The sequence below is a fragment of the Cellulomonas aerilata genome (assembly GCF_007991755.1).
Taxonomy (GTDB): Bacteria; Actinomycetota; Actinomycetes; order Actinomycetales; family Cellulomonadaceae; genus Pengzhenrongella; species Pengzhenrongella aerilata.
In genome coordinates this window covers 43,331-63,131 of the sequence record NZ_BJYY01000007.1, presented here as the reverse complement: position 1 = coordinate 63,131, position 19,801 = coordinate 43,331, and the positions used below count along the sequence as shown (strand labels likewise).

At 74.2% G+C, this 19,801-nt stretch carries 12 protein-coding genes; 8 read left to right on the top strand and 4 right to left on the bottom strand.

What is annotated here, in order from left to right; genetic code table 11:
* Nucleotides 1-89 precede the first annotated feature (89 nt).
* Nucleotides 90-740, bottom strand: a complete 651-nt coding sequence (locus tag CAE01nite_RS05365) for a TetR/AcrR family transcriptional regulator (RefSeq protein ID WP_146901068.1) — start codon at nucleotides 738-740, stop codon at nucleotides 90-92.
* A 249-nt stretch (nucleotides 741-989) separates the two neighbouring features.
* On the opposite strand from CAE01nite_RS05365, the gene CAE01nite_RS05360 reads away from it, so the two are divergent.
* Nucleotides 990-2,603, top strand: coding sequence for a DHA2 family efflux MFS transporter permease subunit (locus CAE01nite_RS05360; protein ID WP_146901064.1), 1,614 nt, complete (start codon nucleotides 990-992; stop codon nucleotides 2,601-2,603).
* A gap of 2 nt (nucleotides 2,604-2,605) precedes the next feature.
* Nucleotides 2,606-3,943 carry an NtaA/DmoA family FMN-dependent monooxygenase gene (locus CAE01nite_RS05355; RefSeq protein ID WP_146901061.1) on the top strand — a complete coding sequence of 446 codons (1,338 nt, stop codon included), beginning with the start codon at nucleotides 2,606-2,608 and terminating at the stop codon, nucleotides 3,941-3,943.
* Nucleotides 3,944-4,196: 253 nt separating this feature from the next.
* Here CAE01nite_RS05355 and CAE01nite_RS05350 read toward each other — a convergent pair whose 3' ends face one another.
* Together CAE01nite_RS05350 and CAE01nite_RS18850 are read right to left on the bottom strand one after the other, a co-directional pair.
* A complete protein-coding gene (locus tag CAE01nite_RS05350; protein WP_186816432.1) occupies nucleotides 4,197-7,559 on the bottom strand; it encodes an ATP-binding protein in 3,363 nt (1,120 codons plus the stop codon).
* A gap of 482 nt (nucleotides 7,560-8,041) precedes the next feature.
* Entirely contained in the window at nucleotides 8,042-8,776 is a 735-nt protein-coding gene (locus CAE01nite_RS18850) for a LuxR C-terminal-related transcriptional regulator (protein WP_146901055.1), read from the bottom strand.
* Between the two features lie 1,019 nt (nucleotides 8,777-9,795).
* Here CAE01nite_RS18850 and CAE01nite_RS05340 point away from each other — a divergent pair.
* From CAE01nite_RS05340 to CAE01nite_RS05315, 6 genes are read left to right on the top strand one after another with little or no spacing between them, the layout of a single operon-like run.
* Entirely contained in the window at nucleotides 9,796-10,710 is a 915-nt protein-coding gene (locus CAE01nite_RS05340) for a WecB/TagA/CpsF family glycosyltransferase (RefSeq protein WP_146901052.1), read from the top strand.
* Nucleotides 10,668-12,569 carry a glycosyltransferase family 2 protein gene (locus tag CAE01nite_RS05335; RefSeq protein WP_222595834.1) on the top strand — a complete coding sequence of 634 codons (1,902 nt, stop codon included), beginning with the start codon at nucleotides 10,668-10,670 and terminating at the stop codon, nucleotides 12,567-12,569. The genes CAE01nite_RS05340 and CAE01nite_RS05335 overlap by 43 nt, the downstream gene beginning before the upstream one ends.
* The gene (gene epsE, locus CAE01nite_RS05330; RefSeq protein WP_307724971.1) at nucleotides 12,539-14,818 is read left to right on the top strand and encodes an exopolysaccharide biosynthesis GT4 family glycosyltransferase EpsE; all 2,280 of its coding nucleotides are present in this window, start codon (nucleotides 12,539-12,541) and stop codon (nucleotides 14,816-14,818) included. Before CAE01nite_RS05335 ends, epsE begins: the two co-directional genes overlap by 31 nt.
* Entirely contained in the window at nucleotides 14,815-16,161 is a 1,347-nt protein-coding gene (locus CAE01nite_RS05325) for a hypothetical protein (protein WP_146901043.1), read from the top strand. Before epsE ends, CAE01nite_RS05325 begins: the two co-directional genes overlap by 4 nt.
* Nucleotides 16,158-17,498, top strand: coding sequence for an O-antigen ligase family protein (locus CAE01nite_RS05320; RefSeq protein WP_146901041.1), 1,341 nt, complete (start codon nucleotides 16,158-16,160; stop codon nucleotides 17,496-17,498). The genes CAE01nite_RS05325 and CAE01nite_RS05320 overlap by 4 nt, the downstream gene beginning before the upstream one ends.
* On the top strand, nucleotides 17,485-18,294 hold the full coding sequence (locus CAE01nite_RS05315) for a chain-length determining protein (RefSeq protein WP_146901038.1): 810 nt from the start codon (nucleotides 17,485-17,487) through the stop codon (nucleotides 18,292-18,294). The genes CAE01nite_RS05320 and CAE01nite_RS05315 overlap by 14 nt, the downstream gene beginning before the upstream one ends.
* 26 nt (nucleotides 18,295-18,320) lie before the next feature.
* Here CAE01nite_RS05315 and CAE01nite_RS05310 read toward each other — a convergent pair whose 3' ends face one another.
* Nucleotides 18,321-19,727: a hypothetical protein gene (locus CAE01nite_RS05310; RefSeq protein ID WP_146901035.1), complete on the bottom strand. Its 1,407-nt coding sequence runs from the start codon at nucleotides 19,725-19,727 to the stop codon at nucleotides 18,321-18,323.
* Nucleotides 19,728-19,801: the final 74 nt, after the last annotated feature.

The following is a 19,801-nucleotide window of genomic DNA, read 5'->3' as shown; positions in this document are numbered from 1 at the left end:
GCCGCAGGTGAACCGACCGATTCGACCCGCGAAGGATCTTCCGCCCCGCTCGGTCGTGGTGGCGGAGGCTAGGGGCGGGAGGGCGGCGTTCAGGTCTCCAGTGCGCCGGGGGGGTCGTGATCGACGACGCCCGAAGCTCGTGGACCGGCGCCGGTCGCAGACGCCCCCCACCCCGCGCGCAAGATGGCCCGCAGCCCCTGGCTGGAGTTCTCGTCGGCCAGTGCCGCACCGCTGACCCACGCCGCCGCCAACACACCGAGGACCAGCTCGCGGTCGCGGACCCATGGCTGGGCCCGTCCGTCGCGCTGCGCCGCAGCCAGGAACTGGCCGGTGCTCTCCACCAGCACCTCGCATGTGATCGCCAGCGGCGACGTCTGCTGCGACAGCGCGATCCGAAGGGGGTCCGGCAGTCCGTCGAAGACCGTCACGTACTCGCCCAGCGCCTCCAGCCAGCGCTCCAGCGCCACCCCTGAGTCGCGCTCCTGCTCCTCGATCGCCGCGCGTCGAGCCAGCAGCTCGTCGAAGCGGGCCTGGAGCAGAGCCGCGAGCAGCGCCTCACGGGTGGGGAAGTGCCTGTAGAGCGTTCCCGGCCCCAGCCCCGCGCGCTTCGCGATGTCGTGCATCGGCCCGCCCACGCCCTGCTCGGCGAAGAACTCTTCGGCCACGTCCAGGATGTGGCCGCGGTTGCGCTCCCTGTCGGAGCGGACCTTCCGGGACCCCGCTGCCGGGTCGGCCGTCACACGATCACCCCTTCCGTTGACAAGCGGACACTACGTCCTTATCGTCCTCTCAGGCAAGCGGACGGCGTGTCCGGCATTGATCCGGCCAGGCCCGGCTGGGCTCGCTCTCATGCGCCACGACTGGCGGTCCCCGCGCACGCCGGGTGCCAGCTCGTCCGCCCGCCTCGACTTCCCCTCTGCCCGCCGACGGGCCGGCACGCCCCACTGACCGACCTTCTCCAGACCCCACACAAGACGGCGAGCACGCACATGACCACCCTCTCGGTATCCGACGTCGCACCTCCGGCATCGACGACCTCTTCCGGCGACCGGCTCCCCCCGGGCGTCGCGCTGGTCATCGGGGTCCTGATGGTCTCGACGTTCATCGTGTTCCTCAACGAGATGCTCCTGGGCGTCGCGCTGCCGACGCTGATCGAGGACTTCGGGATCAGTCCGAGCACCGGGCAGTGGGTCACGACCGGCTTCCTGCTCACCATGGCCGTGCTCATCCCGGCCAGCAGCTTCGTGATGCGTCGCTTCCACCTGCGGACGATCTTCCTGGTCGCGCTGTCGCTCTTCATCCTCGGGACGACGCTCGCCGCGATCGCGCCGACGTTCGGCGTCCTGGTGACCGGCCGGGTCATCCAGGCGTCCGGCACCGCCGTCTTCCTGCCCCTGCTGATGACCACGACCATGCGCCTGGTCCCGGCGGGCCGCCGCGGCCAGATGATGGCGATCACGACGGCCGTCCCGTCCGTGGCGCCGGCTCTCGGCCCGGCGCTGTCCGGTCTCGTGCTGTCCGCACTCAGCTGGCGCTGGCTGTTCATCTTGATGCTGCCGATCGCCATCGTCGCGCTCGCGCTGGGCGCCTGGAAGCTGCGCAACGTCACCACGCCGGAGCCCGTGACCCTGGACCTGCTGTCGCTGCTGCTGTCCGCAGTCGGGTTCGGCGGCCTGGTCTACGGACTGTCCCTGATCGGCGAGGCGTCCTCCGGGCACGCCCCCGTCTCCCCCTACCTGCCGATCGTGGTGGGGCTGGTCGGCCTGGTGGCGTTCGTCCTCCGGCAGATCCCGCTGCAGCGTCGAGACAGCGCGTTCCTGGACATGCGGATCTTCGCCCGCAAGGCGTTCACCTTGCCGATCCTGACGATGGTCTTCGTCGCGGGCAACGGGATCGGCCTGCTGGTCGTGATTCCGCTGGTGCTGACCAACGTCACCGGCCTGAGCAACCTCCAGCTCGGCCTCTTCCTGATCCCGGGCGGCGCGGCGATCTCGATCATGGCGACCCTGAGCGGCCGGGTGTACGACCGCGTCGGACCGCGCCCGCTGGTGATCCCGGCTGCGATCGTCTGGTTGGTCGTCCTGTGGTTCCTCAGCCGGGTCGACGAGAGCACGAGCGTCATCACACTGATCACCACCTGGCTGGTGTTCACCAGCGCCATGGCCACGATGTGGGCGCCGCTCACGACGAGCGCGATGGGCGCTCTGCGGGCCGAGCTCGTCCCCCACGGCTCCGCGGCCTTCGCCACCGTCCAGCAGCTCGCCGGTGCCGCTTTCGGTGCGGTGTTCATCTCGGCGTACACCATCGGTTCCGGTGCACGCGACGCCGGCGTGCTCGGCACGGCCCAGGCCGAGGCCGCCGCGAACGCCGCCTTCTTGACAGCTTTCGCCGTCGGTCTGGTCGTCCTGGTGGGCTCCGTCTTCCTCGGCCGGGCGAAGAGTTGCGCCGCCGACGGCACGCCCGTGGACGGGGCGCTCGTCGACGGGCCGACGGTCGCGGTCGTGGTGAGCGCCGCCGCCCCGGCAGGCGGCATGGCGGTCGACGGTGCGGCGGTCGCTGCCGAGGCGACCGACGGAGCGGTCCGCGAGACGGCGGCCCGCTGACCATGACGGACAAGAAGCTCGTCCTCGGGATGGGGATGATCGACGGCTACGGTGGCCTGTACGGCGCCTGGCGCGCACCGCACGTGGACCCCGGCACCTACGCCGACGTCGACGCCACCGTGCGTCATGCCAGAGCTGCCGAGCGCGGCAAGTTCGCCTTCCTGTTCACGCCCGACTTCCCCGCCGTGCGCGGCGACGTCGAGCACTCGCCGCTCAGCAACCTCATGGACCCGCTGATCCAGCTGGCCGCAGTCGCCCGCGAGACGACCAGCATCGGGTTCGTCGCGACCGGGTCGACGACGTTCCAGGAGCCGTTCAACACAGCACGCCAGTTCAAGGCCCTGGACGTCATGAGCCACGGCCGCGCCGGCTGGAATGCGGTCACGACCAGTGACCCGGCGGTCGCCGCGAACTACGGTCGACCTGTCGCCGAGCGCGCCGAGCGGTACCAGCGCGCACACGAGGCGATCCAGATCGTCCAGGCGCTCTGGGGCAGCTGGCACGAGGACGCGTGGATCAGGGACCAGGCGGCGAACCGCTTCATCGACCCGTCCAGGTTGCGACCCATCAACCTGCAGGGCCAGTACGTCGCCTCCCGAGGTCCCCTGGCGATCCCGCCGTCGGAGCAGGGCCAGCCCGTCGTCTTCACGTCCGGCGGCCCGAGCCCGCACCTGCTGTCGATCGCGGGCCGCTACGCCAGCGGCTTCATCGCCGAGGTGTGGACGATCGAGGAGGCACGCGCCCAGCGCGAGCTCGTGCGCGAAGCGGCACGCGAAGCCGGCCGCGACCCCGACGAGATCAAGTACATCCCCGGCATCATGACCACCGTCACGCCGACCGTGCGTGAGGGCCTCGACCGTCGCCTGAGGTACGCCGGCGACGTCATCGAGGCCCGTCTCCCCCACCTCGGCGCCATGCTCGGAATCGAGCTCCAGCCCGATCGCTTCGACGAACCGCTCACGCCAGATCAGCTGGCCTCCGCATACGCCTCACCGAGCGACCCGCGCTCGTCCAACGCTCTGGCGGTGGCCCGCGAGGGGTGGTCCCCGCGCGACGTCCTCGCCCACGGCGTCATCGACTTCCACCCCACGGTCGTGGGCCCGGGGAAGCTCCACGCCGACCACCTGCAGGAGTGGTTCGAGGCAGGAGCCGCCGACGGCTTCTGGGTGACACCCGACATCTACGAAGACGGCATCGACGCTTTCGTCGACGAGGTCGTGCCGATCCTGCAGGAGCGCGGCATCTACCCCACCGAGTACCCGGGCACGACGTTGCGGGCGAACCTCGGCGTGCCCCGCCAGTACGGCCTCGACCCACGGATCACCGCGTCCGAGCGGTGACCACGGTGGGACGCCGCAGATGCTGTGACGACTCGCCACGGCACCAACCCGGCGTCGCCCGGCACGGCGATCCACCCACGCCTTCGTCGCCGGCTTAAACTGCTGGATCCGGCTCTCGGGGATCAGGGCGCCGGCTCGGCCGGCGCACGACCTGCGGGCGGCGCTGACGCGCCGTCCCCGGTCGGTCGGGGCCGGGGCCGAGCGAGCGGGGCGTGGCCACCGAGGCCGCTGCACGGCCGACGCCGGAGCCGGGTCAGTCGCGCAGCGGCAGCGGTCGGCGAACCGCGACCTCGGTCTCGGGCTCGTCCATCCTCGAGAGTGCGTCGAGACCGCCGTGACGGCGCCAGCGGGTTTCCGCGGCTGCTGCGAGCCGCGCTTCGTACACGTTCCCGGCCGCCGCCAGATGGATCGCGCGGTGCCGGTGCGCGAGGGCCGCGAGGTGCACCAGCCCGGCACGCTCCGCGGTGTGGGCCGCGCCGGCCGCCGCGGCGGCCGCGTCGGCGGGTCGTCCGTCCGCCGACCGCATCGCCGCCCGGGCGATGAGCTTGAGCACGGTCTCCCGGGGGAACTCCTGGCCGTCCAACGACTCCTCGAACAGGTCGAACCAGCGCCGGGCGCTGGGCGGGTCATCGCGGGCCAGGAGGACGACCTGGCGGGCTGCGGCCTCCGGTACGGGTAGCGTCACGCCGGAGCCGGACGCCTGCTCGAGCACCGTGACCAGCGACGCCTGCGCGTCCTCGGAGCGTCCGAGCTCCATCGCGAGGGCTCCCGAGGCGCATGCGCGCAGGGCGCGGACGAGCGGCGAGGCGCTGCTGGGCGTCGGGGTGCCGTCGATCTCGAGGGCTTCGGCGAGGTCACCACGCTCGGTGGCGAGGCGGATGCCGAGCCACTGGAAGGACAGCGGGTCCCGCAGAAGGCCGTGCTGCGCGGCGGCTCTCATCAGCACCCCGAGGTCGTCCCCGCCCAGGTCGTGCGCGACCAGGCACCGCACGGCCAGCAGTGCTGCGTCCCCGGCACCGAGGACGTCGCCCCAGCACGCTCCGAGGGCCCGGTCGGGCAGGGGCTCGACGGCCGAGGCGTCCCCGACGAGCGCCGCCGCGAGCCAGCCTGCCGCGAGCGCCTGGGCCTGGACGGCCGGGTCCTGCGCGAGCTCCAGAGCCTGCATGGCGGTGCGGCGCACGGCGCGGAACCGTCGCTGCGGGATGCCCACGTCCCACACGGACGCGATGCGCGCCGCCGCCCGCACGTCCGGGTCCCCCAGCGCGTCGGCGTCGCGGATCGCCTGCTCGCAGTGCTCCTCGAGGAGGTCGCCCGGTGTCGGCCCGCCGGGGTACGACCACGAGGACGGCCACGAGGACGGGGACGGCGACGAGGCCGGCCGGCCGGCCGGCGCCCCCGGCGTCCGCGAGAGGTCGACGCGCGGCCTCGGCGGCTCCGGACGCTGCGACGAGGGCGCCGGTGCCGGGTCCGTCGCCGGCAGGGGCGTGCCGGCCATGACACCGCGGCACTTCGCGTCCAGGCGGGCGTGATCGGGCAGCTCGTGTGCCCAGGCGGTCGCCGCGGCCGTGGCGTACGCGGCGCGCGCCTCGGGCATCCGACCGAGCAGCGCGGCGGCGTCCCCCCAGTGCTCGTACAGCTCGGCGCGGTCCGCAGGGGTCGCGTTCGTCTCCTCCGAGGCGTGGCACAGACGCCGGAGGTACAGGCGAGCGCGCTCGTGCTGGTGCTCCTCGGCGGCGTCCGCCGCGGCGTCCATGGCCGCGGCCCGGGCGAGCTGTGGCTCACCGGCACGCGTCCAGTGCTCGACCCGTTCGGCCGAGGAGATGTAGGCGCGCTCCGCGATCTTGCGGTGCAGCTGCCGGCGGACGCTCGGGCGCAGCCACGTCAGCACAAGATCGTTGAACAGAGGGTCCCGCGGAGCCAGACCCGCCTCGGTCGAGGTGAGCAGGGCCAGGTCGGTGAGGTGGTCCAGGGTGCTGCGCAGCCACCGGAAGTCGTTCGCCCCGGTCGCGAGCCCGAGCGCGGACGTCAGCGGCAGCAGCACCTCCACCGTGACCGGCCGCCCGATCACCGCGACGAGGTGCAGCAGGTCGAGCGCGGCCGCCGGGAGCTGGGCGACGGCCTCGACGAGCAGCTGGCGCAGCGACACGTCCGTCTGCGCCGCCGCCCCGCGGTTCAGCACCACGAGCCCCGACCCGGTGGCGGCGATGCGTCCGGCTGCGGCCCACTCCCGCACCAGGGGGACGACCGAGCCGGCCAGCCCGCCGGTGCGCTGCACGACGTCGTCGGCGAGCTGCGTCGACACCTCGCCGTGGAGCAGCGCGGTGCACAGCTCGGCCACCTCCTCCGACCCCAGCGGGGGCACCGCGAGCAGGCTGCCGCGGGCGCCCCAACGTCGGGCCAGCCGCTGCGCCGGGGCGTCGACGTCGGGCGAGCGGCCTGCCAGCACCACGCACACCGGCCCGCAGAGCGTGGGCAGCCGCTCGCCGAGCTGGTCGACACCGGTGTCCGGCAGCAGGTGGACGTCGTCCACGAGCACGACCGAGACGTCCCCGCGCGGTACCGCAGCGGGGGCGCCGACCGGCGGGACACCGGCACCCAGGTCCTCGAGCGCGCTCAGCACGTCCGGCCACGGGTCGCGGGAGGCCGCGCACGTGACGGTGCGCAGCGGGGCGTCGACCGCGGCGACGGCGTGCTCGACCAACCGGGTCTTCCCGGCGTGCGGCGCGCCGGTGACGCACACCATCGTGGGCTCGCCGGTCGCCGCAGCCGTCTCGACGATCTCCTGGAGCCACTGCGACTCGTGACTGCGGCCGCTGAACGGCGCCGCGTCCACGACCACGGGCTCGTCGGCCAGGAGCCGCAGGTGCAGCTCCCGCGTCTCGGCCGAGGGGTCGGCCCCGACGTCCTCGGCCAGCGCCCGCCGGCACCGGTCGTACGTCTTCAACGCCAGGGCGGTCTCGCCGAGCCCGTGCTGGGCCGACATGAGTGCCCGGAACGCCCGCTCCGAGCACGGCTCCAGGAGCAGGGTCCGTTCGGCGAAGCCGACCGCGTCGTGCCACCACCCGAGAGCCTGCGCCGCCTCGGCGGCGTCCACGAGCACGGTGCGGAACATCGCCGCCAGCGCATCCCGCTCGCGCAGGCCCCACTCGGCGCCCTCGTTCTGCGTCCGGAACTCGCCCAGGTAGACCGCCTCGGCCTCACGGGCGGTGGTCACGACTTGGGCGAAGGCACCGGCGACCATCTCACGACGGGCCTGGCGGGCGAGGTTGCGGAACGCCTGGGCGTCGACCCACGCCCCCGTGAGCACGAAGCTCCCGAGCCGGCGCTGCACGCAGTCCTCGCCGAGCACCCTGCGCAGGCGCGAGGCGGAGTTCCGCAGGCTCGCCCGGCCGCGGGCCTCGTCCGCCTTGGGCCACAGCGCCTGGACCAGGTCGTCCACGGCGACCGGCTCGTTCACATGGAGCGCCAGCAGGCGCAGCAGGTCGGCCGTCTGCGACGACAGCCATTCGGCGGGCTGCACGACGGTCCCGTCCGCGCGACGCACGCGCAGCGGGCCCAGGACGCGGACCTCGAGGGACTCGTACAGCGCGTCGTCGTCGTCGTACCCGACCGTCATGCGCACCCCCCCCGAGCAACCAGCTCGGCGACGGACGACTGCCCGGCCACCGACCGCATGGATGCGCGGAACGTACTGCACCCGCCACCCACCGGGGGGCATTTGTCCGGATTTCGGCCTCGCGGGGACGGGGACCACCGCTGAGCCGGCGCCGGGCGTGACGTCCATGCCCGGACCGGAGGTCGCGCGGCGCGAGCATCCGGGTGGGCGACGAGCGCGAGGACGGACCTCGGGATCCGGACACCTCGACCCGCGGAGCCCGACAGCGCTCCGTGTGGTCGTCGCCGGCGCCCGTCCCCCGACCGGTCGCAGCCGACGCCGCCCCGTAGCGGGTGAACCGAGGAAAAGCATGGAGGAGCTCTGGGACACACGCACCCGTCCCACCTGGCGTGACATTCCGCGCAGATCGAGAAAGCGTCGCGGAGATTGCGGCACCGGAAGCACGGACGTGGGTGACGACCCGGCCGCGCCGTCGCGTGCGTCTAACCCGAGCAGTATTGCTGACTCTCCTCGAAACGTCGTCGGACCGCTTGGCGCGTCATCTTCAGAGCGGCGCCGATCTCGCTCCATGTCGCGCCGCGCGCCCTGGTGCTGGCGACCTCCGTTGCGATGGTCGCGTCGATCGAGTCCAGGACGTCGCGTGCCGCCTGCTGCTGGGCCGCAAGACGCACCAGAGCGGCGCAGGACGGACCCCAGTCGTCCGCCGGCTGCCCGTGCCACCGCACGCTCACCAGGCGCTGCCCGTCCTGGGCCCCGCCGCGTAGCGACGTCGACGCACCGTCGCGCCGGCTCGCGAGGTCCTGAAGGCCATGCGCCGGCGAGCCCGGTCGGGTTCCGACCGTCCCCCGCAACCCGACGACCGACGACCGCGAGGTGCCCTCGACATGGCGTGACAGCTCCGGCCTGAAGCCGTCCGTGCCACGTCGGAGAGCTCCCCCGGCAGGGAGCCCGGTGGCGGCCGGCCGCTTCCGGTCCAGGCCCACGGCGCTGGGCCGCGCCGCCACCAACGCGACGGCGTCCGACCGGTTGGAGACGCCGAGCTTGCGGTACAGGCTCTGGACCTGCGACTTGATCGTGTTCCGGGACACGTAGAGACGCGCCGCGATCTCCTCGAGCGTCAGACCTCGGTGCAGCTCCCGCAGGACGACGGTCTCGCGTCGGGTCAGCTTCGGCATCAGGACGCTGGACGGCGCTCGGCCGGCCACATCTTCCGTCATGGTCACTCCACTGGGGTGCGAGGCGCGGGTGCGCCGTACAGGGACGATCGGGCAGACGCGCCTCGCCGCGACGCGGTTGGCTCGGGACGACGCGCGGTCACGACGAGGACGCCGGCGACCGGGCTGGACCCGACCGCGACCTGCCCGCTCGGAACAGGGCCCGGGGCCAGGCGGTCCGGCGGCGCGACCTCGACGCCGAACGAGCCTCGCGCTCCCCAGCGCCGGCACTCGTTCCGCACGCTCGACGGGTCGATTGCCCACCCGTGGTCCGCCGAGGCGTCAGCTTCCGTCGGACGGTGGCGCCGCCCCGAATGGTGGCCGGGGACGTCGCCTCGCACGACGGTCCGAACAGTAGGGCGCCGGTGAAATGGGCACAACCGTCGTTTTGCGCCGGTGTTGCACCGTCTCGCGCAGCGGGACGACGGCCCTCGGCGGGCTTTTCTCACCCGCCGGGAGGGTGAGACCCGTGCGGGCCGCCGGCCCGGTGGACGCCTATTGCCGAACTCAACCGCGAGGCGCTTCGGTGGTGACACCAGCGCAGATTACGGGAGTTTTGCACGCCGCCTTGCCACCCCGCGGACCCGCCTCATACGGTCGGTCCACCCACGCAGCTCGAGCCATCCCGCATGTGGGTCCGAGTCCATTCCCCACCCGACCGGGTGCAGCTCGCGCGCCGTTCACCCGAGCGGCTCGCCCCGTGGGCGCCGCTCGACCAGCGGCGCACGGCTGTCCCCCATCCGGTCTTGCACGAGCAACCAGCTGCCCCGCCGGCCCACCGCGCGGAGGCGGATCCGACGTCCGCCGATCCTGGTCGTCCGCACCGCACCAGCGCGGCTGCGGGCGCCCCTGGGACCGGGACGACCACGACGGCGCTGCGCCGCGACGCGCACCGCCGAGCAGTCGACAGCCAAGCCGGTGACGACCGGGTGACGCGCCCTGGGCGTGCACCCGTGCGGTCCCACCGGCATCCCCTGCGCGCCCCCGTGGCGCCTCACGAAGCACGAAGACGGCGGTGGAACATGAAGCCTTCCGCAGTGTGGCCCCGCGTCCTGCTCGGCGGGACGCCGGTAGATCTCTTCGACGACGACGTCGCGATCGACACGATCATCGACCACGTCCGAGGGCCACAGCCGTGGCCGCTCGGTGTCATGAGCGCCAACCTCGACCACATCCACCACTTCGGTCACCACGGACCGTCCGCGCGGGTGCCCTTCCTGTGGGCGCACCCGGACGCCGGTGAGCCGTTCCCCGGCGGGTCCCGGACCGGTGTGCACGGTGACACCGGCCCGGACCGTGGGGAGGGCGCGACGGCGGTGCGGTGGCTCAACCTGCTCGACGGGGCGCCCCTGGTGCGCCAGGCGAGCCATCTCACCGGGCATCCCTGGCCCCGGCTGGCCGGCAGCGACCTCATCGGGCCGCTCCTCGACCGCGCGGAGGCGGAGCGCATCCGCGTCGGCTTCCTCGGCGGGATGCCGGAGGTCCTCACCACGTTGGCGCGACGACTGGCCGAGGAGCGTCCGGACCTCCCGGTGACGGGGCTCTGGTCGCCGGACCGGGCCGACCTGGACGACCCGACCCGGTGCCGCGCGTGGGCTCGCCGCGCCCGGGACGCCGGCACCGAGCTGCTCGTCGTGGGGCTCGGGAAGCCCCGCCAGGAGCGCTGGATCGTCGAGCACGGACCCGCGACCGGCGCCTCCGTGCTCCTGGCGTTCGGCGCGGTCGTGGACTTCCTCGCCGGCGCGGTGCAGCGCGCCCCGGAGGCGGTCCGCGACCACGGGATGGAGTGGGCGTGGCGGCTGGCACTGGAGCCCCGCCGCCTCGCTCGTCGCTACCTGGTCGACGGGCCGCCGGCGTTCACCGTCCTGGCCAGGCGCAGCTTCGTGCTGATGCCGTGGACGCCCGAGCCCGTGCCGACCACGGCGGGTCGGTCGTGACCGCGCAGCTGGAGCGCCCGCCGGCGCCCGCCGCCCGCTTCGCCCCGCACGACGCCGACGCGGCGCTCGGCGTCCTGGTCGTCACCCACGACAACGAGTCGCACGTCGACCGCCTGGTGGAGAGCCTGCGCGGCGAGGCCGGTGACGTCGCCATGCGCGTCGTCGTGGTGGACAACGACTCGTCCGACGGCACGCTGGCCCGCACCCGCGCCCACCCCGACGTCCTCACGGTCCCCGCACCCGGGAACCTCGGGTACGCCGGTGGGATCAACCTCGGTCTGCAGCACCTGGACGGGGTCGACGCGGTCCTCGTCCTCAACGCCGACCTCGTGGTCGAGCCGGGGGCCGTGCGTGCGCTCCTGCGCCGGTTGGACCGCCCGCAGGCGGGGATCGTCCTGCCGCTCCTGCTCGACGGTGACGGCACGACGTCGCACTCGCTGCGCCGGGAGCCGTCGGTCACCCGGGCGTTGGGGGACGCCGTCCTGGGCCGCCACCTCGGGGACCGACCCGCGTGGCTCTCCGAGACCGTGCGCGACCCCGCCTGCTACACGTGGCCGCACCCGGTCGACTGGGGTACCGGCGCCGCCATGCTCATCCGCTCCGACGTGGTGGCGTCGGTCGGCTCGTGGGACGAGCGGTTCTTCCTGTACTCGGAGGAGACCGACTACTGCAGGCGGGCCCGCTCCGCGGGGTGGGAGGTCTGGTTCGAGCCGGCCGCCCGGGTCCGGCACGAGGCCGGCGGCTCCGGGCGCTCGCCGTCGCTGACCGCGCTGCTGCAGGTGAACCGGGTCCGCTACGCGCGCAAGCACTGCTCGTGGTCCGCGGCCGCCGCCACCCTCGCGGTGACCGCCGCCGCCTCGCTGGCACGGGTCCGGGACCCCGGGCACCGCTCGGCGCTGGAGGCTCTGCTCGTGCCCCCGAGGCGGGAGTCGCTGCCGCGCGCCCGCCGTGCCCGTCCCCCGCTCCCGCTCGCCGTCCCGGCGTCCGACGACGTGCCCGCCCCGGACGCGACGGCGCACGCGTCGACGGCGGTCCGGGGCGCCGTCATCATCCCGGCCCACGACGAGGCGGCGGTCATCGCGCACGCACTCGCGCCGATCGCCGGGTGGGCCAAGGCGGTGGGGGTCGAGGTCGTGGTCGTCTGCAACGGCTGCACCGACGCCACCGCTGACATCGCACGCGGCTTCCCCGGGGTGCGCGTGCTGGAGCTGGCGGAGAGCTCCAAGCCCGCCGCGCTGAACGCCGGCGACGAGGCGGCCCGGGCGCATCCGCGGATGTACGTCGACGCCGACGTGCGCCTCGAGCCGGCGGCCGTGGAGGCGACCCTGCGCGCCCTGTCCGTGGGCCTCTGGCTCGCCGCCCGCCCGCCCGCCGAGACGGACGTCACCGGAGCGTCCGCGGCGGTCCGCGCGTACCACCGCACCCGGCGGGGGCTCGCCTCGACGGGCCGCGCGCTGTGGGGTGCCGGCGTGTACGGACTCTCCGAGGAGGGTCACGCCCGCCTCGGGAGCTTCCCCACCCTGCTGGCCGACGACCTGTGGGTCGACGAGCTGTTCGGCCCCGAGGAGAAGGTGGTGGTCGCTGCTCCCCCGGTACGGGTGGCGGCACCTCGCACCACGCGCAGCCTGCTCGCGGTGCTGGGCCGCACCTACCGCGGCAACGCCGAGATCCGCGCGCTGATCGGCTCGACCGGTCGGTCGTCGACCCGCCGCACCCTGATCGAGGTGGCCGGCACGATGCGGAGCCCGGGAGCGGTGGTCGACGCGGTCGTGTATGCCGCACTGGTCACCCTGGCACGCGCCCGGCGTCACGGGCGCAGCCCTCGACCGTGGGAGCGCGACGAGAGCACGCGCGCGTGACGGGCCCCGGGACGACCGTCGTCCCACCGCGTGCCCCCGGCGGTCACGCGGCGCGGACGGACGCTCATCCCCGCGGCTTCGCACCGCCGGGCACCCCGGTGGACGTCGGGGTCGTCGTGGTGACCCACCGGAGCGCCGCCGACGTCGACGCGGTGCTGACCTCGGTGCGCGGCGAGACGGCGACCGTGTCCCTGCGCGTCGTGGTCGTCGACAACGGCTCGCGGGACGGCACGCTCGACGTGGTGCGGAGCGCGCACCCCGACGTCGTGACGGTCGGCCTCCGGGAGAACCTCGGGTACGCGGGCGGCATCAACGTCGGCGTGGAGCACCTCGGGGAGTGCCGGGCCGTGCTGGTGCTCAATGCCGACCTGGTGCTGCAGCCCGGCAGCATCGCGGCGCTGCTGCGACGCCTGGACGCCGGCCCGGCGGGGATCGTGGTGCCACGGATGCTCGACCGCACCGGTGCGCTCTCCCGGTCGCTGCGCCGCGAGCCGTCGTTGCTGGGCACCCTGGGCGACGCCCTCGTCGGCGGTCGGTGGCACCGGAGGCGTCCGGCCTGGCTGTCGGAGACCGTGCTGCGGGACGAGGCCTACGGCCGTCCGCACCCGGTGGCCTGGGCCACCGGCGCGGCGCTGCTCGTCCGCTCGTCGCTGGCCCGGTCGCTCGGCCCCTGGCACGAGCGGTACTTCCTGTACTCGGAGGAGACCGAGTACTGCCGCCGGGCCCGCGATGCGGGATCGAGCATCTGGTACGAGCCGGCCGCCGTGGTCGTCCACGCCGGAGGCGGCTCGGGTACCTCGCCCGGGCTCACCGCGCTGTCCTCGGTCAACCGCGTGCGCTACGTCCGCAGGTTCCGGTCCAGGCCGTACGCCGCCGCCTTCCGCGTCGTGGTCGTCCTCGCCGAGCTCCTCCGGGTGCGCCGTCCCGCGCACCGACGCGCGCTGCGGGCGGTCCTGACGCCGTCGTCCTGGGACCGCCTGGCCCGGGCCGACGGGGCAGGCGGCTCCCCGCCGGCCACCTTCGGCTACCTCGTGCCGGAGTTCCCCGGGCAGACGCACGGGTTCTTCTGGCGTGAGCTGGAGGCGCTGCGGCGATCGGGGGCCAGACCGGTGCTCCTGTCGACGCGGCGCCCGACCGGGACCACCGGTGTGCACGCCTGGGCCGCGCCGGCCGCCGCCCGTACCCGCTACCTGACCGACTGGTCCCCGGGCGCCGCGATGGACGGCGTCGTGGTCGGTGTCCGCGCGGTCCGCTCCGGGCGAAGTCGCGATGTCGTCCGGGAGCTCGGCACGGTCACGGCCGCCGAGGGGCCGGTGCGCGCCGGTGCCCTGCTGCTCGCCGGTGCGCGGCTGGCCGTGCTCGCCCGCCGCGAGGGCCTGCCGCACGTCCACGTGCACTCGTGCGCCGGCGCAGCCCAGGTGGCCACCTTCGCCCGTCTGCTCGGCGGCCCCACCTACAGCCTGTCGCTGCACGGACCGTTGGCCGACTACGGGGGGAACCAGCGTGGCAAGTGGCGCCACGCCTCCTTCGGGCTCGTCATCACCGACCCGTTGCACCGCGACGTGGTCCAGGCGCTCGACGGCGACCTGCCCGCGACGCTCGCGGTCGCGCCGATGGGCATCGACCCGGGCCGGTTCGTCCGCACGCGCCCGTACGTGCCGTGCCGGTCGGGCGGCCCGCTGCGCATCGTCAGCTGCGGGCGGCTCAACCCGAGCAAGGGGCACGTCGACCTCGTCCGCGCGGTCCGCGCCCTCGCCGACGCCGGGCGTGACGTCCGGCTCGTCGTCGCGGGCGAGGACGAGCACGGTGGAGCCGGCTACCGACGCGAGCTCGAGCGCGAGATCGCACGCCTGCGGCTCGGCGACCGGGTCCGGCTGCTGGGCACGGTCGGCGAGGACGACGTCCGCGCGCAGCTGGAGTCCGCTCACGTCTTCGCGCTCGCCAGCCACGCCGAGCCGCTCGGCGTCGCGATCATGGAGGCCATGGCGCTGTGCCTGCCCGTCGTGGTGTGCGACGGCGGCGGGGTGCGCGCCCTGGTCGAGGACGGCCGGACCGGGCTGCTGGCGACGCCTGGTGACCCCGGGAGCATCGCGGCGGCCGTCGGCCGGCTCGCCGACGACCCCACGCTCGCGACGACGCTCGGCACGAGCGCGCGCCGCCACGTGGAGTCGGCCTTCGCCAGCGAGCGCAGCGCGCGCACGCTGCTGGAGCTCGTCGAGCGCACCTGCGCCGCGGGGAGCGGCACGTGAGGGCGCGATCGCGCCGGACCCTCCCGGCCGCCCTTGCTCTCGCCCTCGCCCTCGCGCTGGTCGCCTGCACGGTCCCGGCCGATCCGTCGCCCGGCAGCGGACCGCCGTCGAGCGGTGCGCCCTCGCGCACCCGACCGTCCTGGCGGGCCGTCGACGGCGGGCCCGACTACTACGCGCGGTTCGGGCCGACCCTGCCTGCGCAGCACGACTGGTTCCCGGTCGGGGTGTGGCTGGAGAGCGTCGTGGACGCCGGTGACGTCGCGCTCGACCGGCAGGCCGGGCTCACCACGTACGTCGACCTGACGGCGAACTCCGACCTGTCCGTGCTCGAGGGCAGCGGCATGGCGGCCATGGTGGGGCGCGACGACGCGCTGGCCGACGGATTCGTCCTGGCCGACGAGGTGGACATGTGGGCGGGACCGGGCGACGCGCCATGGACGGGCCTGTGGCCAGGGCAGGGCGAGGTCTGCACGCCGGTCACCGGCACCACCGGCTGCGGCCACACGATCCAGCAGACGCTCCGCTCGGGCCTGCCGCAGGCGGGCCTCACCTACGCCAACTACGGCAAGGGCGTCGTGTTCTGGCTCGACGACGCCGAGGCGCGCCGCTTCGTCAACGACCACCAGGACGTCGTCTCCGCCGACACCTACTGGTTCACGGACCCGAACATCTGCCGTGCCGACGAGGGCGGCGCCGTCGTCGGCGGCGGACGGGACCTGGCCCCGGCCGAGTGCCGGCGGGCGGCCAACTACGGCTGGACGGTGGAGCGGGTGCGCTCGTTGGTCGAGCCGGCGGGGAGCAAGCCCGTCTGGGCGTTCGTCGAGCTGGGGCACCCGGCCTCGGAGGACGACGCCCCCACCATCACCGGACCCCAGGTCCGCGCCGCGGTCTGGAGCAGCGTGATCCACGGCGCGCGCGGGATCGTCTACTTCAACCACAGCTTCGGCGGCGACTGCGAGTCCTTCCACCTGCTGCGCGAGCCGTGCGGCGACGACGTCCGCCCCTGGGTGGTCGAGGTGAACCGCCAGCTCGTCGAGCTCGCGCCGGCGCTCACCGCCCCGTTCCTGGACGGAGCGGTGGCGGCGGACGGGCCGGTGGACACCGCCGTCAAGGTCCACGGCGGGGAGCAGTACCTGCTCGCCGCCGCGACCGACCACCGGGGTGTCGACGTGACGTTCCGGCTGCGGTGCGCCACCGACGGGCCGGTCACGGTCCTCGGCGAGGACAGGGAGCTGGCGCTGGTCGACGGCGCGTTCGACGACCACTTCGCCGACGGGGAGGCGGTCCACCTGTACCGCTACGCACACGCACCGGGTGCGTCCCGGGGGTGCTCCGCACCGTGACCGCCGCACCCGCGCAGGTGGCCACGGCCACGCAGCGCCTCCCGACGGCCTCCCCCGTGCCGCTGCTGCTGCGAGCGACGCTCTGCAGCATCGGGATCTTCCCCGCCAGCCTCGTCGTGGAGCCGATCGGCGCGGCCGGCACCGTGCCGATGCTGCTGGCCCTGCTGGTCGCGGCCTTCTGGCTGACCTCGTGGGCGTGGGGCCTGCACGACCCGCTGGCGGCCCGCCATCCTGGCCGGGTCGCGGTCTCCTGCCTGCTCCTGTCGACCGTCGCGTCGGCCGCGTCGCTCTACGTCGGCGCCAGCGGCGGCAGCACGGAGACCACCCGCGCCGCCGGCGAACGCTGGCTGCTGCTCGTGATCGCCAGCGCCGCGCTCGTCACGGTGTGCGCGGAGAGCGTCCGGTCGGCGGCGGACGCGGCGCGGTGCGTGCGAGCGCTGCTGAACGGCGCCTTCGTCTGCTGCCTGTTCGCGATCGTCCAGTTCGTGTTCTCGGTGAACCCGGTCGACTGGATGCAGTACGCGATGCCCGGCTTCACCGACAACGGCGGCAACACCTCGTTCCAGCCCCGCGGTGCGCTGGTCCGCGTCGCCGGTGTTGCCTTCTCCCCGATCGAGCTGGGTGTCGTCGCGGCGATGCTGCTGCCGCTGTCCCTCTGGCGCCTGGTGTTCGACGACGTGGGCCGCACCTGGCTGCACTGGGCCCAGACCGCGGCCCTGATGTTCGCGGTGGCGGCCAGCATCTCGCGCTCCGGCGTGCTGGGGCTCGCGGTGGCCGTGGGGGTGACCGTCCCGTTCCTGACCCGGACGGCGCGACGGTGGGTGCTCGTGGCGTCCCCCGTGGTGCTCGCGGCGGTCTTCCTGTCGGTCCCCGGGCTGCTGAGCACGCTCGGCGGCGCTCTCGGTGCCGACGCGTCCGACCCGTCCATCGCCACCCGGCTCGGCAACTACCCCCGGGTCGTGGCCATGGTCGACGCCCACCCGGTCCTGGGACTCGGGCCGGGGAACTACATGCCCACCAACGCGCTGCACATCCTGGACAACCAGTACCTGAACTCGCTGGTCACCATGGGACTGGTGGGCCTCGTCGGGACGGTCGTCTACCTCGTCCTGCCCGGGCTCGCCGGGCTGCACGCCGCCCGGACCGCCCGCTCGCCGAGCCTGCGGAGCCTGGCCGGTGCGCTCGCGGCCGGCACCCTCGCGGGTGCGGTCTGCTCGCTGACGTTCGACTCGCTGTCGTTCCCGGTCTTCGCCCTCACGTTCCCCGCGCTGGTGGGCCTGTCCGGAGCTGCATGGTTGCTGGTTCGCCAGGAGGAGGAGCCCGATGGATCCCACTGAGGTGCTGCGGGTGCTGTGGCGCCAGCGATGGTACGTCGCACCCGCCGTGCTGGTCGCCCTCGTGGCAGCCGCGTACGTCTTCCAGCTCGCGCCGCGGTCCTACCAGTCGACCGGGACGTACGCGCTGGTGAACCCGAACGTCCCGTCGTCCCAGGAGCTCGAGGCGGACCCCGACCTCGCGGCGCTGAACGGTGACAACCCGTACCTGCGGTCCGCGGACACCAACCTGGTGACCGACGCGCTGATGGCACGGCTGGGGACGGAGTCGACGCTGAGGCATCTGGAGGCCGCCGGTGTCGGGACCGAGTTCGCCGTCGGCCCCGGGGTCGGGGGCAACGGGTTCGTCGTCGACGTCACCGGCGTGGGCCCGACGCCCGCCGAGTCCATCGCGACCACCGCTGCCGTCGGCACGGTCCTGGAGGACGAGCTGCGTGAGCTGCAGACGGTCCACGGGGCGGACGACCGGTTCCTGTTCACGCCGCTCGTCCTGGCCGAGCCGGAGAGCGCGACGGAGCAGTTCTCCAGCCGCCTGCGCGCCACGATCGTGGTGCTCCTCGGTGGCGGCGTCCTCGTCTTCGGGGCCGCCTCCCTCGGCCGGTACCGCGAGACGTCGCGGTCCGGCCGGCCCCGGCCCGACCGGTCCGACCGGTCCGACCGGCCCGAGACCGGTCCGGTGCCCGGGCCGGCGACCGCCTCGCAGGCGCCGCACGTTGACGTCCTCCGGCACGGCACCGGGTCCCTGCTCGGGACGGGGGCCGCGACGGCTCGACGGACCCGGGGCCCTGTCGGGCGGTAGCGCGTGGCGGCTGCGGCCGGCTCAGGTCACAGGTGCACCCGGTAGATGTGGGTCGAGTGCTCGGCGGCGAAGGTGTCGGAGAACCGGCCGCCCACCACGGGCAGCGTCCGACGCTCGCCGACGACCTCGACCGTCGTCCCCGTCACCCCGGGGGGCAGGGTGAACGAGTACGTCCCCGACGTGTGCGCGGCCCGGGCCTGCTGGGCGAAGACGTAGGCGGACCCGGCATGGACCTTCAGCATCGTCGACACGCCCGGCCCGAAGTCCCACTCGTAGGACTGGGTGTTGAGCACCGGGGCGAGCGCGGCCACGCGCGCGTTGACCTGGGTGACCTTCGCCTTGACGGCGTCGTAGTGGGGGTCGCCCGCTGGGTGGTTGAGCGCGTCGGACGTCGGCTGGGTCCCGAAGGCGTGGGAGAAGTACCCGACGAGTCGTGCCTCGTGGATCAGGGAGGACCACACGGCTCCCTCGATCTGCTCCGGGGTCATGGACGCGTGCCCGAAGTCCCCCGGGACGGAGCCGGACTGCTGCCCGAGCTCGACCAGCACCCCGAGCGGCGTGCGCTCCCCGTCGCGGGCGTCGAGCTCGCGCAGGCGGGTCATCGCCGCCTCGCCGTAGTTCGCGGCCCGGCGTACCTGGTCCCTCGGCACGCCGAGGAACGTCGTCGCCTCGCCGGGCCAGGCGGGGTCACCGCCGTGCAGGTTCCAGTCGGAGTAGAAGTACAGCGACGTGGTCGCCACCCCCACCGGCCACGACTCGCCGTCCACGAACGTCGCGGCCACCTCCGGCGGCATCCACATCATCATGCCCTTGCCGCCGTTGTAGTAGCGCATCAGACCGTCGGCGGGACGCTCGGCCTCCAGCTGTCGGAACAGGTCCGGGGAGCAGCCGACGCCCGGTGCCTCGCAGATGCCGTCCTGGAACCCCCACCTGCCGGTCCACCGCGCGTGGCCGTAGCCGGCCCACATGTCGGCCTCGTCCGGGAGCACGTGACCGATCTGGTCGATGCCGGCAGCACGGGCGTTCTCGTCCCAGCCCGGTACGGGTGCGTACACCTCGCCGTAGACGTTGATGCCCTTGGCGGCGTTGTTCCACGCCTTGTCCGTCTCGTTGACGTAGGCCCCCCAGTACATGACCGGGAAGAACGCGGGGTCCTGCCAACGCTCGTTCAGCCCGGCGAAGCGGGCGTAGTAGGCGGGCCCGCCCTCCCAGGGGACGCGCGGGAGGTCGAGCTGTCCGTCGGCGGCCCGGTCACCCGTGACCGGAGAGACCACCACCGGTCGCGGCCACGTCGGTACCCAGCCTCGCCCCGGGTGTGCCGCCGACGTGCCGGGCGGACCGGTCGTGGCACCGGGCGTCGCGGCGACGCCGCTCGCCGTGCCGAGCACCAGCGCGACCGCCAGGGCCACCGTCGTGCTCGTGCTCGTGCTCATGCCCCTGCGCCTGCGTCGTGCCACGGTCACGCTCCTCCGGCCGTCGAGCCCGGCACAGCGCACGTCGGCGGACG